This is a genomic window from Hydrogenophaga sp. IBVHS2 (assembly GCF_002127215.1).
Classification (GTDB): Bacteria; Pseudomonadota; Gammaproteobacteria; order Burkholderiales; family Burkholderiaceae_C; genus Hydrogenophaga.
This window is the reverse complement of sequence record NZ_NFUT01000002.1, coordinates 52,336-68,130: the sequence shown is the minus strand read 5'-3', so window position 1 is coordinate 68,130 and position 15,795 is coordinate 52,336. Positions and strand designations below refer to the sequence as shown.

11 protein-coding genes are annotated in these 15,795 nt (G+C 70.3%); 5 read left to right on the top strand and 6 right to left on the bottom strand.

What is annotated here, in order from left to right; all coding sequences use genetic code 11:
- Positions 1-85: 85 nt before the first annotated feature.
- Complete coding sequence (locus tag CAP38_RS05040) at positions 86-1,777, top strand: AMP-binding protein (protein ID WP_086119832.1); 1,692 nt, start codon at positions 86-88, stop codon at positions 1,775-1,777.
- A gap of 65 nt (positions 1,778-1,842) precedes the next feature.
- On the opposite strand, the gene CAP38_RS05035 is transcribed toward CAP38_RS05040, so the two are convergent.
- On the bottom strand, positions 1,843-2,151 hold the full coding sequence (locus CAP38_RS05035) for an H-NS family nucleoid-associated regulatory protein (RefSeq protein WP_086119831.1): 309 nt from the start codon (positions 2,149-2,151) through the stop codon (positions 1,843-1,845).
- A gap of 104 nt (positions 2,152-2,255) precedes the next feature.
- On the bottom strand, positions 2,256-3,233 hold the full coding sequence (locus CAP38_RS05030) for an RluA family pseudouridine synthase (RefSeq protein ID WP_256924291.1): 978 nt from the start codon (positions 3,231-3,233) through the stop codon (positions 2,256-2,258).
- 603 nt (positions 3,234-3,836) lie between these two features.
- Between CAP38_RS05030 and CAP38_RS05025 the strand changes: the two genes are divergently transcribed.
- Positions 3,837-6,746, top strand: a complete 2,910-nt coding sequence (locus CAP38_RS05025) for an Rne/Rng family ribonuclease (RefSeq protein ID WP_086119830.1) — start codon at positions 3,837-3,839, stop codon at positions 6,744-6,746.
- Positions 6,747-6,813: 67 nt separating this feature from the next.
- Here the strand turns inward: CAP38_RS05025 and CAP38_RS05020 are convergent, their stop codons facing one another.
- From CAP38_RS05020 to hemC, 4 genes are read right to left on the bottom strand one after another with little or no spacing between them, the layout of a single operon-like run.
- Complete coding sequence (locus CAP38_RS05020) at positions 6,814-8,109, bottom strand: heme biosynthesis protein HemY (RefSeq protein WP_256924290.1); 1,296 nt, start codon at positions 8,107-8,109, stop codon at positions 6,814-6,816.
- A complete protein-coding gene (locus tag CAP38_RS05015) occupies positions 8,109-9,236 on the bottom strand; it encodes a uroporphyrinogen-III C-methyltransferase (protein ID WP_086119828.1) in 1,128 nt (375 codons plus the stop codon). Before CAP38_RS05015 ends, CAP38_RS05020 begins: the two co-directional genes overlap by 1 nt.
- A gap of 8 nt (positions 9,237-9,244) precedes the next feature.
- The gene (locus CAP38_RS05010) at positions 9,245-10,096 is read right to left on the bottom strand and encodes a uroporphyrinogen-III synthase (RefSeq protein ID WP_086119827.1); all 852 of its coding nucleotides are present in this window, start codon (positions 10,094-10,096) and stop codon (positions 9,245-9,247) included.
- 4 nt (positions 10,097-10,100) lie between these two features.
- Positions 10,101-11,063 (bottom strand): hydroxymethylbilane synthase, encoded by a 963-nt coding sequence (gene hemC / locus CAP38_RS05005; RefSeq protein WP_086119826.1) that lies wholly within the window; start codon positions 11,061-11,063, stop codon positions 10,101-10,103.
- A 139-nt stretch (positions 11,064-11,202) separates the two neighbouring features.
- On the opposite strand from hemC, the gene ppc reads away from it, so the two are divergent.
- From ppc to CAP38_RS04990, 3 genes are read left to right on the top strand one after another with little or no spacing between them, the layout of a single operon-like run.
- Positions 11,203-13,995 (top strand): phosphoenolpyruvate carboxylase, encoded by a 2,793-nt coding sequence (ppc, locus tag CAP38_RS05000; RefSeq protein WP_086119825.1) that lies wholly within the window; start codon positions 11,203-11,205, stop codon positions 13,993-13,995.
- A 39-nt stretch (positions 13,996-14,034) separates the two neighbouring features.
- Positions 14,035-14,889, top strand: coding sequence for a 3',5'-nucleoside bisphosphate phosphatase (locus CAP38_RS04995; RefSeq protein ID WP_086119824.1), 855 nt, complete (start codon positions 14,035-14,037; stop codon positions 14,887-14,889).
- The gene (locus CAP38_RS04990; RefSeq protein ID WP_086119823.1) at positions 14,889-15,794 is read left to right on the top strand and encodes a DMT family transporter; all 906 of its coding nucleotides are present in this window, start codon (positions 14,889-14,891) and stop codon (positions 15,792-15,794) included. Before CAP38_RS04995 ends, CAP38_RS04990 begins: the two co-directional genes overlap by 1 nt.
- Position 15,795 lies beyond the last annotated feature (1 nt).

Below are 15,795 nucleotides of genomic sequence, written 5' to 3'. Positions count from 1 at the left end.
CCCCGGGGAAAACCCACTGAATAGAACGACCGTTCGCAGGTAGATTGCCGGGCTGACACCCATCACCCACAGGAGTAACCGCTTCATGAGTTCCGTCGCCCCCGACCTGCTGGCGCTGCAACGCCTCTACCACTGGGAATCCACCGCCCCGCAACGCGTGTCCCTGACACAGCCCATGGGGAACGGGGTGGTGCAGGACCACACCTGGGGCCAGGTGGCCGATCAGGTCCGCCGCATGGCCGCCTACCTGCAGGCCCAAGGCTGGGAGCCGGGTTCGCGGGTCGCCATCCTGTCCAAGAACTGCGCCTGGTGGATGATGTCCGACCTGGCCATCTGGATGGCGGGCTACGTCTCGGTGCCGCTCTACCCCACCCTGGCGCCGGACACCATCCGCCAGATCCTCACCCACAGCGGGGCCAAGGCCTGCTTTGTCGGCAAGCTCGACGGCTGGGAAGGCATGAAGCCGGGCGTTCCCGCCGACCTGCCCTGCATCAGCTACCCTCTCTCGCCGAAAGACGCCATCGACAGCTACACCGGCTGGGACGCCATCTGCAGCAAGACCGCGCCGCTCCAGGGCAACCCGGTGCGCAACGGCGACGAGCTCTGCACCCTCATCTACACCTCCGGCACCACCGGCATGCCCAAGGGCGTGATGCACAGCTTCGCCAACTTTGCCTGGGCCCTGGACAAAGGCCTGGGCCGGATCCCGCTCACCGGCAGCGACCGCATGCTGTCCTACCTGCCGCTGGCCCACGTGGTCGAGCGCATGCTGGTGGAGCACGGCTGGCTGCGCACCGGCATGCACGTGTTCTTTGCCGAATCGCTCGACACCTTCGCGGCCGACCTGCAGCGCGCACGTCCCACGGTGTTCTTCTCGGTGCCGCGCCTGTGGGTCAAGTTCCAGCAGGGCATCCACCAGAAGATGCCCGATGCCAAGCTGCAGAAGCTGCTGGGCCTGCCCCTCATCGGCGGGCTGGTGCGCCGCAAGATCCAGAAGGCGCTCGGCCTGGACCAGTGCAAGTTCGCCGCCGGCGGTGCCGCACCCATGCCGGTGTCGCTGCTCAACTGGTACGAGCGACTGGGCATCCGCATCAACGAAGGCTACGGCATGACCGAGAACCTGGCGCTCTCGCACATCACGGTGGCGGGCCAGGACCAGAAAGGCACGGTCGGCCCGGCCTACGAAGGCGTGGAGCAGCGCATCGACCCGCAGACCGGCGAGATCCAGATGCGCAGCCAGGCGCTCATGCTGGGCTACTACCTGGAGCCGGAGAAGACCCGCGAGGTGTTCACCGAAGACGGCTGGCTCAGGACCGGCGACAAGGGCAGCATCGACCAGCGCGGCTGCCTGCGCATCACCGGCCGGGTCAAGGACCTGTTCAAGACCGGCAAGGGCAAGTACGTGGCGCCCTCGCCGATCGAGGACAAGCTCATGATGCACCCGGCCATCGAGGCCTGCGTGGTCACCGGCGCCAACCTGGGTCAGCCGCTGGGCATCGTCATGCTCAACCCGGACGCTGCGGCTTCGGTGGCCGATGCATCGGCCCGCGCCGAGCTCGAAACCTCGCTGGCGGCCCACCGCAAGTCGGTGAACGCCACCCTGGACCCGCACGAGCAGATGCAGGCACTGATCGTGGTCACCCAGCCCTGGACGGTCGACAACGACATGATCACCCCCACCTTCAAGGTCAAGCGCAACCGCATCGAGGACGTGTACGGCCGCCACTACGAGGGCTGGGAAGCCAGCGGCAAGCCGGTGATCTGGATCAAGGACTGACGCTTGCGCCACCCATGAAAAAGCCCGCCGATGGCGGGCTTTTTGCTGTTCGGCCCGAGGGCCGGTCAGATCCGGTAATCCTCGATGCTCTTGCCGGCAGCCAGCACGGCACGCACCCACTCCGGCTTGCGGCCCGGGCCACCGGCCCACAGCTCGCCGTTCGGGCCCTTGTACTTCGCCGGTGCCGCCGATTTGGACTTGCCGGGTTTCTTGGCCGAAGGGGCGGCACCGCCCAGATCGGCCACGGTGATGCCGTACTGCTTCATCTTGCCCTTGATGTCGGCAATCACGCCGGCAATCTCGGCTTTGCGGGCCTGTTCGGCCTGGGCCATCAGGGATTGGGCTTGCGCCATCAGTTCGGAATAGGTGGGCATGAAGGCATTCCTTTCAGGATCCGCCGCGGCGGCATGTCAGAAGAACACCGGAACGGAATTAAATCGGGTGATGAATTCAACGGACCGGCTGTCCCCGATTCTAATCACGTTTGAACCGGCGGCAGCCAGCGATCGAGTTCTTCCGGCAATTCGGCATGCAATTCCAGTGACTGGCCACTGATCGGGTGATTCAATCGCAGGCGCCACGCATGCAGAAACATGCGGCGGCAGCCATGCCGGGCCAATTCGCGATTGAGATCGAAATCGCCGTATTTGTCGTCGCCCAGGATGGGGTGGCCGGCGCTGGCCAGATGCACCCGGATCTGGTGGGTGCGCCCGGTCTTGATGGTGACCTCCAGCAATGTGGCACCCTGGGGGCAGCCCGGCAGGACGGGAATTCTGCGGGCCACACGGACCAATGTGAGCGCATGCTGACCGTCCGGATCTTCTGCCGTGGTCACCCGCACCCGGCGTTCGCCGTCCGGCAGCAGGAACTTGTGCAGCGGTGCATCCAGCCGGCTCAGCCGGGCCGGCCAATCGCCGCGCACCAGCGCCAGATAGGTCTTGCCGGTTTCCCGGGCGCGGAACTGGTCCTGCAATTGCTTGAGCGCGCTCTTCTTCTTGGCGATCAGCAGCAATCCGCTGGTTTCACGGTCGAGCCGGTGCACCAATTCCAGCAGGCGGGCGTCCGGCCGGCTGCGGCGCAATTGTTCGATGACGCCGAAACTCACGCCGCTGCCACCGTGCACCGCCACGCCGGCGGGCTTGTCGATGGCGATGAAGGCCTCGTCTTCATGTACCACCCGGAATTCCCGCGCCGGCACGGCGGCGGCCGCCTTGATCTCGGGCTGGGCCGAAAGGCGCAATGGCGGAATCCGGAGAATGTCGCCGGCCTGGACGCGGTCATCGGCCGAGACGCGGCCCTTGTTGCGGCGCACTTCGCCGGAACGGATGATCCGGTAGATGTGGGTCTTGGGCACGCCCTTGAGCTCGCGCATCAGGAAATTGTCGAGGCGCTGGCCGCTGGATTCCTCATCGACGGTGATGAAGCGGGCGGCGGTGGGCGAAGCGGATTCGGACAAGGCAAATGAGCCACCATGGCGGCAGTGGCATGTCTATAATGCAGAGCGCCCGCAGTGTGCTGTAAGTGATTGATTCGCCTTGAGTTTAAGGCAGAGCCATCACTCGGAGCATGCACCGGTCCCCCGCCGCCGATGTTGGTGGCCGGACACCGGCGGGCAGGATGCCATCCCGCATCACCCGCTCAAGGCAGCGGCCCGGTCACCCCGTCGGTGAACGCGCTCCTGGACTGTGCGGTGGACGCTGCGGGCGAAACTGCTGAAGACTCTCGAACCCGATACGGAATACCCCAATCGCCCAGCCAGCCCATGGTCACCATGCGGCTGGGCGAGGATGAAGCGAATACCGCAGCGCTGGCCGGAAACCTGTCCATGAGACCCCCCCGTCCTCCCCTGCGCCCCGACATCCACGCGCCTACGCCCTGACCCGGCGGTTCGACGCGGCGCCGCACGGCGCCGCCCGGATGACATCCCCCGATCCCTCGGGTCAACGGCTCTCCGGCAATTCCTCCCCCCGTTCGCGCCTCCTCCGCAGCTTCACGGCAATGCGGCGTCGCGGGCCATCGCCCGTGCGCCCTGGTGTGTTGTTACGAAGGAAACGCCAACATGAAGCGCATGCTCATCAATGCCACGCAGGCCGAAGAACGCCGCCTGGCCATCGTCGACGGACAGAAGCTCCTCGACTACGAAATCGAGATCGAAGGGCGCGAACAGCGCAAGGGCAACATCTACAAGGCGGTGGTGACCCGCGTGGAGCCCTCGCTGGAAGCCTGCTTCGTCGATTACGGCGAAGACCGCCACGGCTTCCTGCCCTTCAAGGAAATCTCGCGCCAGTATTTCCAGGGCAACGCATCGCCCTCCCAGGCCCGCATCCAGGACGTGATCCGCGAAGGCCAGGAACTGCTGGTGCAGGTCGAGAAGGAAGAGCGCGGCAACAAGGGCGCGGCACTCACCACCTTCGTGAGCCTGGCCGGCCGCTATGTCGTGCTGATGCCCAACAACCCGCGCGGCGGCGGCGTGAGCCGGCGCATCGAGGGCGAGGACCGGCAGGAACTCAAGGCCGCGCTCGACCAGCTCGAGTACCCCAACGGCATGAGCATCATCGCCCGCACCGCCGGCATCGGCCGCGACGCGCCCGAGCTGCAGTGGGACCTGAACTACCTGCTCAAGCTGTGGAACGCCATTGACGGCGCCGCACAAGGCGGCAAGGGCGCCTACCTGATCTACCAGGAATCGAGCCTGGTGATCCGCGCAATCCGCGACTACTTCAACAGCGACATCGGCGAGATCCTGATCGACACCGACGACATCTTCGAGCAGGCGCACCAGTTCATGAGCCACGTTATGCCCGAGCACGGGCACCGCGTGAAGCGCTACCGCGACGACGCACCGCTGTTCTCGCGCTTCCAGATCGAGCACCAGATCGAGACCGCGTACAGCCGCATCGTGCAGCTGCCCAGCGGCGGTGCCATCGTGATCGACCAGACCGAAGCGCTGGTGGCGGTGGACGTGAACTCGGCCCGCTCCATCAAGGGCGGCGACATCGAAGACACCGCCACCCGCACCAACCTGGAAGCGGCCGACGAAGTGGCCCGCCAGGCCCGCCTGCGCGACCTGGGTGGCCTGATCGTGATCGACTTCATCGACATGGACGAGTCGAAGAACCGGCGCGACGTGGAAAACCGCCTGCGCGACGCGCTGCGCCAGGACCGCGCCCGTGTGCAGTTCGGCGCCATCAGCAAGTTCGGCCTGCTGGAAATGAGCCGTCAGCGCCTCAAGCCCGCGCTGAACGAAGGTTCGTCCATCCCCTGCCCTCGCTGCGGTGGCTCGGGCCACATCCGCGACACCGAGTCGTCGGCGCTGCAGATCCTGCGCATCATCCAGGAAGAGTCGCTCAAGGACAGCACGGCCGCCGTGCTGGTGCAGGTGCCGGTTGAAGTGGCCAGCTTCCTGCTCAACGAAAAGCGCACCGAGATCACCAAGATCGAACTCAAGCAGCGCATCAGCGTGCTGCTGGTGCCCAACAAGTCGCTGGACACCCCGCACTACAAGCTGGAACGCATCAAGCACGACGACCCGCGCCTGGACAACCTGGACGCCAGCTACAAGCTGGCCGACGAGGTCGAGGACGTGGCCGCCGTGACCCGCCGCAGCCAGGAGCGCACCAACAAGCAGGAACCGGTCATCAAGGGCGTGCTGCCCGACGGTCCGGCCCCGGTGGCCGCGCCCAAGCCGGTGGCGGCTGCTCCGGTGCCCGCTGCCCCTGCCGTGGCGCCTGCACCGGCAGCCCCGGTGGCCGCACCGGTGGCGGCCAGCCCCGGTTTCTTCGGCTGGCTGAAGTCGCTGTTCGGCGGCAGCCCGGCGCCCGCACCGGCACCGGCCGCCCCCGCACCGGCCACTCCCGCGGCCGACAAGACCGAAGGCCGTGATGGCCGCCGTGACGGCCGTGGCCGGGGTGGCCGTGGCGGCGAGCGCAACGGGGAGCGTGGCGAACGCGGTCAGCGCGATGGCCAGCGCCAGAACCAGGGCCAGCGCGCCGCCCAGGGCGAGGGCCGCGAACCCCGCCCGGTGGAGGGTCGCGAGAATGGCCGCAACGAGCGCGGCGAGGGCCGCAATGGCGAAGGCCGCCGCGGCGGTGAACGGGGCGAGCGCACCGAGCGCGGCGAAGGCCGCCGCGACGGTCGTCGCGATGGACGCCGCGAAGCCCCCGTCACCGACGGCATCGAAGCGCCGGCCAGCGCCGATCAGGCGGTGGTGGCCGATGGCGCACCGACCGCCGAGGGCCAGGAGCCGCAGCGCCGTGGCCGTGGCGGCCGGGGTGGCGAGCGCCGCCGGCAGGATGCCGACGCGGTGAACGCCGAGGCTGGCCAGACCAGTGCCGACGGCAACGCAGCGCCGGACGCGTCGACCGAATCGTCCGAGGGTGGCGAACAGCGTGCGCCGCGCGAGCGTCGGGGCCGCGACCGTTATGGCCGTGACCGCCGCCAGGGCGGTGCCCGCGACGACGCCGAATCGCCGGTGCAGGGCCAGGATGCGGTTCAGGCCGACGCCGTGCCCGCATCGGTGGGCGATGAAGCCCCGGTCCGCAGCTACTTCACCCAGCCGGCCGCAGCCGCGCCTGCGGCCGAGCCAGCGGCTCCCGCCGACGTGCCCGCCGCGCCGGAACGCCGTGAGCGCGCCGAACGCAGCGAGCGTGCGCCGCGCCGCAGCGCCCCCGAGCCGCAGGCCGCCCCGGTGGCTGCCGCGCCCGCTGCCCCCCGGGGCATGCCCAAGGTGCAGCCCTTCGAACTGCCGCTGAACGACCTGGACGCCGTGGCACGCTCCAGCGGCCTGGAGTGGGTCAACTCGGACGCCGCCAAGGTGGCACAGGCACAGGCGGCCATTGCCGCCGAGCCGCGCCCGGTTCACGTGCCGCGCGAGCCCAAGCCCCCGGTGGTGATCGACGAGGGCCCGCTGATCCTGGTGGAGACCCGCAAGGACCTGCGCGAGATGACGCTGCCGTTCGAAGCCCGCTGAGCCCATCAGGGCCGACAAGAAAAAGCCGACCCCAGGGTCGGCTTTTTTCATGGGCGGGTACGGGGGGTCAGTCGATCTGGGCGGCCGATTTCCAGGCCGCCTGCGCAGCGGCTTCGTCGCCCCGTTCCTCGGCCAGCCGGGCCAGCGACCGCCAGGTGCGGCGCAGCAGCACCGGGTCGTTCAGGCCATGGCGTGCCTGCCCCAGCAGCTGGGCCGCCTTGCCCCAGAGCTGGCGCTGCATGCAGGCCTGACCGGCGAGGTACTGCAGGCAGGCATTGCCCGGCCGCTGGCGCTGCCGCTGCTCGAGTGCCGCCAGGCCGGGGGCATCCAGGCTGGCCAGACCGGGTTCGATGGTGGTCACCATCTGGTGCTGCTGTGTGCTGCTGAGCTGGTCGAAGCCGGCCCACAGCGGTTCCAGCCATTCGCGGATCTGCTGGTGCAGCAGCGCCGGGTCGGCGGCCTGGGCGGCCAGGCCGCTGGCCCGGCGTGCGGCGGCCAGGGCAATGTCGGGGGTCTGGCGTTCGGCGGCGTCCAGGCCATCCCAGACCTTCTGGAGCTGGGCGGGGTCGTGGGCCTCGCGCAGGGCATCGAGCAGCAGGCTGCGGATGACGCTGCGGGCCGCGTCGGGAGAAAAGGCGCGGTGCTTGGCCAGCAGCCGGGCGGCATCGAGCGCGTCGGCGGTGGCATGACCGAGCTGGGCCATGCGCAGCTTCAGACGCACCGCCTGGATGCGGCGCGTGGTGCGCTGGGGCAGGTCGGCAAAACGGGCCCGGGCGCCGGCGGCGTCGCGGTCTTCCAGCGCCCAGTGGACCGCGCGCAGCATGGCGCCTTCGGTGGCCTCGGGCGCGTTGCGCTGCAGATCGGGCTGCAGCGCCGCCTGCAGGAAGCGGTCACGCTGGTCCTTGTTCTGCAGCGACTGCGCGCTCTCGGCCACCATCAGGTGGGCCAGCACCACCCACTGATGCCGCCGCGGCCACTCCGCCGAGGCCGGCTGCTGCAGCAGCTCCACCGCATGCCGGGCCGCCATCTGGGCCCGCACGAAGCGGCCGGCCAGCTGGTGCGACAGCGCATCCAGGATGGACGACACCACCGCCCGTTCGGCCTGCAGGCGCCGCCAGCGCCGGGCCTGTACCGGCAGATCGCGCAGCAGGGCCAGCGCCCGCAGCGCCAGGTGCACCAGCAGGAACAGCGCGATGCCGCCGAACAGGAACAGGTTGAAGGAAATGTCGTAGCGCAGCGGCGGCCAGAACAGGGTCACGCTGGCGTTGTTGTCACCCATGAGCAAGGCAGCCGCCACGGCGAGAGCCGTCAGACCCAGCAGCCAGAACACGCTGCGCATCGCGCCCTTCTGACGGCTACGCATCAGCGGCCTCCGGCGGCCACCGCAAGGGCCGCCAAGGTATCGTCCGGACGTGGCATGGGGCTGCCGGCAAGGTCCTTGCGCAGACGCGCCAGCGTGGTGCTGGCGCTGGCCACCGGCCCGGCACCGGCGTCGAAGTAACGCTCGATCAGGGTCTCGATGGCGATCACGTCCACCTGGGCGGCCGACATGTTGCGCGCGGTCACGGCCAGGCGGGCATTGAGCAGCCGCAGCTTGATGTTCTCGCGCAGGAAGAAGGACTGCTCGGGCGCCAGCAAGGCGGCCTCCGGGTGGTCGATCCGGGTGACCCGGACCAGGTCGCGGGCACTGTCCAGCGCGTCGGTCCCGATCTGGCGCCACAGGCGGCTCCACCACTGCGCGACGGCGTCACGCCAGCCGGCCGGGGGGGTGGCGCCGGCTTCCGGATCGTCGGTGGCCGCCGCCTTGGCCGGCGCCGGTGCGGCCGGGGCCGACACGCCGGCCCGCCGCAGGCCGACCTCGTTGAGCAGGGGCCAGTTGTCCACCTGGCGGCTGAGGTCGTCGAGCTGCAGGGCCAGGGTGGGGATGTCGGCCAGCGGGGTGGACTGCAGCCGGTCGATGTCGCGTGCGATGGCCCGCTGCACCGGGTTCAGCCGGGGTTGCGCCGAACGCGCAATCCGCTGGTCGGCGGCCTTGAGCGCGGTCAGCAAGGGCTGGGCGCTGCCGGTGAGCTGGGCCTGCTGCACCGCCAGCCGCACGGTGGAATCCAGATCCTGGATCAGGTTGTCGTCGCGCGACCGGGACAGCGAGAGCATCAGCTCTTCCAGCTGGGTGCGCTGCAGGCTGACCTCGGAGAGCCGCACCTCGGCCACGGTCAGGCGGGCCTGCAGTTCCTGGGCCAGCTCGTCGGAACGGGCGGCCTGCGCCTGGGCCTTGGCCACCTGCTCCGCGGTCTCGCGGGCGCGCTCGGCCAGCTCGACCTGGGTGGTCGAGAGCTTCTGCCACTGCAGGCCGGCGAAGGCCAGGGCACCCACGGCAAGCACCAGCGCAAGGGCCGGCAGGCCGATGCCGGCCTGGGGCGCAGAAGGCCGCTCGGCCCGCTCGGGTCGGGGGGGCATGTCGGCTGCGGGGGTCGGGTCGGTGGCGCTCATGATGGTGTTCAGAGGGATTCTAGGGTGCGCAACACCTCGGGCAGCACCGGTCGGGCCTGCACCACACGGCCGAAACCGTGGGACTGCGCGGCCTCGGCAATGCGGGGGTGGGTGACCACCGCGCAGGCGTGCGACCAGTCGACGCCGGCCGTGCGCCCCGGCAGGGCGGCCAAGGCTTCGGAAGCGCTGAGCAGCCAGACCGATCCCGGCGCGGTCAGGGCGGCCAGCCGCTGCAAGGCCGGCGGGTCGAACACGGCGGGGCGGCGTTCGTAGGCCACGCAGACCTCCACCTGTGCGCCGGCCTCGCGGCAGCGGGCCATGAGCCAGTCACGGCCATGGCCGGCCAGACCGCCCTCGGGCGCGTCGGCCTGGGCGTCGGAGCGGCCACGCACCACCAGGATGCGCCGACCCGGACCGACCTGCGCGCTCACCACCGGCCACAGGTGCTCGGAATCGAACTGTGCGGCGTCGGACGGCGGGCTGTCGATGCGGTCGGCCGGGAGCCCCAGGGCACCCAGCGCATGGGCCAGCACCCGTGCCGTGCCGGGACCCGGTGCCCAGAATCGGGTGGCGGGCGTGATGGCCGGGCGCACCAGACCGGGCGAGTTCATGAAGCGCTGGACCGCCGAGCCGCTGACGAACATCAGGGCGTCGCAGGCGGACCATTGCGCGCGCCAGTGGGCCAGGGCGTGGCGCAGGGCAGGTTCCTGGGGATCGCCGATGTGGATCAGGGGCCAGGCCTGGGCGGCCCAGCCCTGCGACCGCAGCACCTCGACCCAGGCACCGGCCTCGGGTTCGGGGCGGGTCACCACCACCGGGCCGAGCCGGCTGATGGCAGGCCCGGACCGGTGCTCGGCCATGGCCTCAGGCCTCCTTGAGCACCGGTCGCGCCCCGGCCTGCTGCAGGGCCAGGGCCACGCGCTGCCCCAGCGCTTCCGCTTCCGCCAGGCTGCTGGCGGCCGACTGCGCCGACGTCTGCACCAGACGCGCGTCGCCTTCCGGATCGCCCCAGGCGGCCTGGAGCTGCAGCTGGCCGTCGGCGGTCCAGTCGGCGTGGGCCGCCAGCGGCATGGAGCAGCTGCCGCCCATGGCCCGCGAGACGGTGCGTTCGGCCGCCACGCGCAGCCAGGTGGGCATGTGCACCAGCGGGCGCAGGGCCTCGACCAGTTCGGGTCGGCCGGCCCGGATCTCGATGCCCAGGGCACCCTGGCCGGCCGCCGGCAGCGAGGTGGTGATGTCGAAGATGGCGCGGATGCGCGATGCCAGTCCCAGGCGCTTGAGGCCGGCAGCGGCCAGCACGATGGCGTGGTACTGGCCTTCGTCGAGCTTGCGCAGCCGGGTGTCGAGGTTGCCGCGCAGGGGTTCGATGCGCACGTCGGTGCGGCCCAGGGCATCCAGGGCGGCGCGCAGCAGCACCACGCGGCGCAGGCTGGAGGTGCCCACCACGCCGTCCTTGGGCAGATCGGCGAGTCCGGTGCAGTGCGGCGAGACCCAGGCGTCGCGCGGGTCCTCGCGTTCCATCACGCAGGCCAGCTCGAAGCCGGGCGGCAGGTCCATGGGCACATCCTTGAGCGAATGCACCGCAATGTCGGCCCGACCGTCGTCCAGTGCGGTTTCCAGCTCCTTGACGAACAGGCCCTTGCCGCCCACCTTGGACAGGCTGCGGTCGAGGATCTGATCGCCCAGCGTGGTCATGCCCAGCAGCGTGACCCGGTGCCCTTGCGCTTCCAGCAGGGCCTTCACATGCTCGGCCTGCCACAGCGCCAGACGGCTCTCGCGGGTGGCGATGGTGATGGCCAGGGGGGAGGCGGACGGGGCAGACGGCATGGCTGACGGGAAGCTGGCGCCCTGCAGACCGAGGGCGTGTTGGGCACCCGGCAGAGCCCGGGCAAGGGTCCATCGGATGCTAGCATGGCCCACCGCCCGTCCCGACCCCGCGCCCCGCGCGCCACACCCCGCCAGAGCCATGAGCCGAACGCCCGCGCGCCGCGCCGCTGCGCCCTCCCCCGCGTCCAAGGACCAGCCCCTGATCGACGACATCCGGCTGCTCGGCCGCATGCTCGGCGACGTGATCCGCGAGCAGGAAGGCGAAGCGGCCTACGGCCTGATCGAACAGATCCGCCAGCTCTCGGTGGCCTTCCGCCGGCACGACGACGCCTCGGCGGACAAGGCGCTGAAGAAGCTGCTCAAGGGGCTGTCCAGCGACCAGACGGTGAGCGTGATCCGGGCCTTCACCTACTTCAGCCACCTGGCCAACCTGGCCGAGGACCGGCACCACATCCGCCGCCGTGCCGTGCACGAACGCGCCGGGCAGCAGCAGCAGGGCAGCCTGGGGCTGGCGCTGGAGCGGCTGCGCAAGGCAGGTCTGGCCCCCGATGCCGTGGCCGAAGCGCTGCGGCAGGCCCATCTCTCGCCGGTGCTCACCGCCCACCCCACCGAGGTGCAGCGCAAGAGCATCCTGGACGCCGAACGCGCCATCGCGCGGCTGCTGGCCGAGCGGGACACCGCCTCGCCCCGCGAGCAGGCCGACATCGACCGGCAGATCCGCGCCCGCATCACCCAGCTCTGGCAGACCCGGCTGCTGCGCTTCACCAAGCTCAGCGTGGCCGACGAGATCGAGAACTCGCTGAGCTATTACGAGACCACCTTCCTGGCCCAGATCCCGCGCCTGTACCGCGAACTGGAAGACGGGCTGGGCCGGCCGGTGGCGCCGTTCCTGCGCATGGGCCAGTGGATCGGCGGCGACCGGGACGGCAACCCCAACGTGACCGCCGACACCCTGGAGCTGGCCCTCAGGAGCCAGGCCGAGATGGTGCTGCGGCATCACCTGACCCAGGTGCACCTGCTGGGCGGCGAGCTCTCGGTCTCGGCCATGCTCTCGGGCGTGACGCCGGCCATGCAGGCCCTGGCCGAACGCTCGCCCGACACCAATGCCCACCGGCAGGACGAGCCCTACCGCCGCGCGCTCACCGGCGTCTACGCCCGGCTGGCCGCCACCCTGCAGGCGCTGACCGGCACCGAGGCCGCGCGGCATGCGGTGGCGCCGCAGCATCCGTACGCGTCGGCCGAGGAATTCCTGGCCGATCTGCAGACCATCGAGGCCTCGCTCAAGGCCCACCACGGCGAAGCCATGGTGGAAGCCCGGCTGCGGCCCCTGATGCGCTCGGTGGAGGTGTTCGGCTTTCACCTGGCCACGCTGGACCTGCGCCAGAGCTCCGACCAGCACGAACGCGTGGTGGCCGAGCTGCTGGCCCACGCCCGCATCGAAGCCGACTACAGCGCCCTGGACGAAGCCTCGCGCCAGGCGCTGCTGCTGCGCGTGCTCGGCGACGCCCGCCCGCTGCGCGTGCCCGGGGCCGACTACAGCGAGCACACCCGGGGCGAACTGGCCATCTTCGAGACCGCCCGCAGCGGCCGCGAGCGTTTCGGTCCGCACGCCATCCGCCACGCCATCATCAGCCACACCGAAACGGTGAGCGACCTGCTGGAAGTGCTGGTGCTGCAGAAGGAATGCGGCCTGCTGCACGGCACGCTCGACCGCGACGCCCGGGCCGACCTGATCGTGGTGCCGCTGTTCGAGACCATCGAGGACCTGCGGCAGGCTGCGCCCATCATGCAGGCCTACTACGCCCTGCCCGGCATCCAGGCCATGGTGCAACGCGGCCGCAGTGCCGGCTACCACGAGCAGGACGTGATGCTGGGCTACTCCGACAGCAACAAGGACGGCGGCATCTTCACCAGCAACTGGGAGCTCTACCGCGCCGAGATGGCGCTGGTGAAACTGTTCGACGGCAGCCCGATCCGCCTGCGCATGTTCCACGGCCGGGGCGGCACGGTGGGGCGCGGCGGCGGCCCGAGCTACCAGGCCATCCTGGCGCAACCGCCAGGCACGGTGCGTGGACAGATCCGGCTGACCGAGCAGGGCGAGGTCATCGGCTCCAAGTACGCCAACCCCGACATCGGCCGGCGCAACCTGGAAACCCTGGTGGCCGCCACGCTGGAGGCCACCCTGCTGCCCACCGCCAAGCCGGCACCGAAGCGCTTTCTGGAAGCGGCCGATGCGCTTTCGCAGGCCAGCATGGCCGCCTACCGTGCCCTGGTGTACGACACACCGCGCTTTGCCGAGTACTTCTTCTCGGCCACGCCGATCCGGGAGATCGCCGAGCTCAACATCGGCTCGCGGCCGGCGTCGCGCAAGGCCAACCAGCGCATCGAGGACCTGCGCGCCATCCCCTGGGGCTTCAGCTGGGGCCAGTGCCGCCTGACGCTGCCGGGCTGGTACGGCTTCGGCTCGGCGGTGCAGGGCTTCCTCGACCAGGACGGCCCGTCCGGCCGCCCGGCCCGTCTGGCCCTGCTGCAGCAGATGGTGCGGCAGTGGCCCTTCTTTGCCACCCTGCTCTCCAACATGGACATGGTGCTGGCCAAGAGCGACCTGGCGCTGGCGTCGCTGTATGCCGAGCTGGTGGAAGACAAGCGCCTGCGCCGCCGGGTGTTCGGCGCCATCGAGGCCGAGTGGCACCGCACCGCCGAGGCGCTGACCCTCATCACCGGCGAGGCCGACCGGCTGGCCGGCAACGCCGCGCTGCAGCGCTCGATCCGCCACCGCTTCCCCTACATCGACCCGCTGCACCACCTGCAGGTGGAGCTGATCCGGCGCTGGCGCACCAACGCCCGGCCCAGCGACCGGGACGACAAGGTCAAGCGCGGCATCCACATCGCCATCAACGGCATCGCGGCGGGCCTGCGCAACACCGGCTGACACTCCCCGGGGTGATGGCTCGCCACCTACAATGGGCCGGTGGACATCCTGACCAACGCCGACCTGCATTGCCACTCCGTCGTCTCCGACGGCACCCTCACCCCCGAGGCCCTGGCCCAACGCGCCAAGGCCAACGGCGTGGAGCTGTGGGCGCTGACCGACCACGACGAGCTGGGTGGTCAGGCCCGCGCCATCGCAGCAGCCCGCGCCGTGGGCCTGCCCTACCTGACCGGTGCCGAGATCTCGGTGACCTTCCTGGACATCACGGTGCACATCGTGGGCCTCGGCATGGACCCCGACCACCCCGAGCTGGTGGAGGGTCTGCGCGCCACCCGCGGTGGCCGCGAACAACGCGCCCGCGAGATGGCCGACGACCTGGCCCGCGTGGGCATCAAGGGCGCCTTTGAGGGCGCGCTGCGCTACGTGGGCAACCCGGACCTGATCTCGCGCTCTCACTTTGCCCGCCACCTGGTGGACACCGGCGTGTGCAAGGACATCCCGGAGGTGTTCCGCAAGTACCTCACCGAAGGCAAACCCGGCTTCGTGCCGCACCGCTGGGCCCGGCTGGGCGATGCGGTGCGCTGGATCGTCGGTGCCGGCGGCGTGGCCATCATTGCCCACCCGGGACGCTACGCATTCACGCCCACGCAGGAATACGCGCTGTTCACCGAGTTCAAGGGCCACGGCGGCCAGGGCGTGGAGGTGGTCACCGGCGCGCACAACGCGTCCGACGTGGTCAAGTACACCGGCTTCTGCACCGAGTTCGACCTGGCGGCCTCCCGCGGCAGCGATTTCCACAGCCCCGACGAGAGCCACACCGACCTCGGCCAACTGCCCGACCTGCCCGGCCACCTGACGCCGGTGTGGTCGCTGCTGTCGTCCCGCGTCCACTGATGTCGGACGCGCTGCAGAGCCCGGGCACCCGGGCGCTCACCGGCATTGCCTTTCTGGTCACGGCCACGGCCTGCTTCGCGGTGCTGGACACCACCGTCAAGTACGTCGGTGCCTTCATTCCGGTGCTGGTGGCGGTGTGGTTCCGCTACATGTTCCAGGCGGTGCTGGTGTCGGCGGTGATGCTGCCGCTGCGCGGCCGCAGCCTGCTGCGCACCGCACACCCCCGCTTCCAGCTGCTGCGCGGCGGCCTGCTGCTGCTGGTGAGCGTGCTGTCCTTCCTGAGCGTGCAGTACATGCCGGTGGGCGAGTTCACCGCCATCGTCATGATCTCGCCGCTGGTGGTCACGCTGCTGGCCGCGCTGTTCCTGCACGAGCGGGTCACGCCCATGCGCTGGGTGCTGGTCATCGGCGGCTTTGCCGGCGCCCTGATGGTGGTGCAGCCCGGCGGCGGTGTGGTGGGCTGGGCCAGCCTGCTGCCGCTGGTGATGGTGATGCTGTACGCCGCCTTCCAGATCCTGACCAGCCGCATGGCGCGCACCGAAGACCCCATGACCATGCACTTCTACACCGGCTGGGTGGGGGCTGCGCTGTCCACCGCCATCCTGCCGCTGGTGTGGCAGGCCATCCCGGACGCACGCACCTTCGGCTTGCTGTGTCTGGTGGGGCTGATGGGCAGCATCGGCCACTTCCTGCTGATCCTGGCGTTTGCCCGCACCCCGGCGGCCACGCTCACGCCGTTCCTGTATGCACAGATCGGCTTTGCCATGCTGTGCGGCTGGGTGGTGTTCGGGCATGTGCCCGGGCCGCTGGAGCTGGCCGGCATCGGGCTGATCGTGCTCTGCGGCGCCACCGCCAGCGTGCTGGCCTCGCGGGCGAAGCAGCCGGTGGAACCGCCCGAACCCTGAG

Excerpts from the sequence above, each read along its gene's own strand:
- CAP38_RS05040 (WP_086119832.1), top strand. The coding sequence starts at position 86 with ATGAGTTCCGTCGCCCCCGACCTGCTGGCGCTGCAACGCCTCTACCAC.
- CAP38_RS05035 (WP_086119831.1), bottom strand. The coding sequence starts at position 2,151 with ATGCCCACCTATTCCGAACTGATGGCGCAAGCCCAATCCCTGATGGCC.
- CAP38_RS05025 (WP_086119830.1), top strand. The coding sequence starts at position 3,837 with ATGAAGCGCATGCTCATCAATGCCACGCAGGCCGAAGAACGCCGCCTG.
- CAP38_RS05020 (WP_256924290.1), bottom strand. The coding sequence starts at position 8,109 with ATGCGTAGCCGTCAGAAGGGCGCGATGCGCAGCGTGTTCTGGCTGCTG.
- CAP38_RS05015 (WP_086119828.1), bottom strand. The coding sequence starts at position 9,236 with ATGAGCGCCACCGACCCGACCCCCGCAGCCGACATGCCCCCCCGACCC.
- CAP38_RS05010 (WP_086119827.1), bottom strand. The coding sequence starts at position 10,096 with ATGGCCGAGCACCGGTCCGGGCCTGCCATCAGCCGGCTCGGCCCGGTG.
- hemC (WP_086119826.1), bottom strand. The coding sequence starts at position 11,063 with ATGCCGTCTGCCCCGTCCGCCTCCCCCCTGGCCATCACCATCGCCACC.
- ppc (WP_086119825.1), top strand. The coding sequence starts at position 11,203 with ATGAGCCGAACGCCCGCGCGCCGCGCCGCTGCGCCCTCCCCCGCGTCC.
- CAP38_RS04990 (WP_086119823.1), top strand. The coding sequence starts at position 14,889 with ATGTCGGACGCGCTGCAGAGCCCGGGCACCCGGGCGCTCACCGGCATT.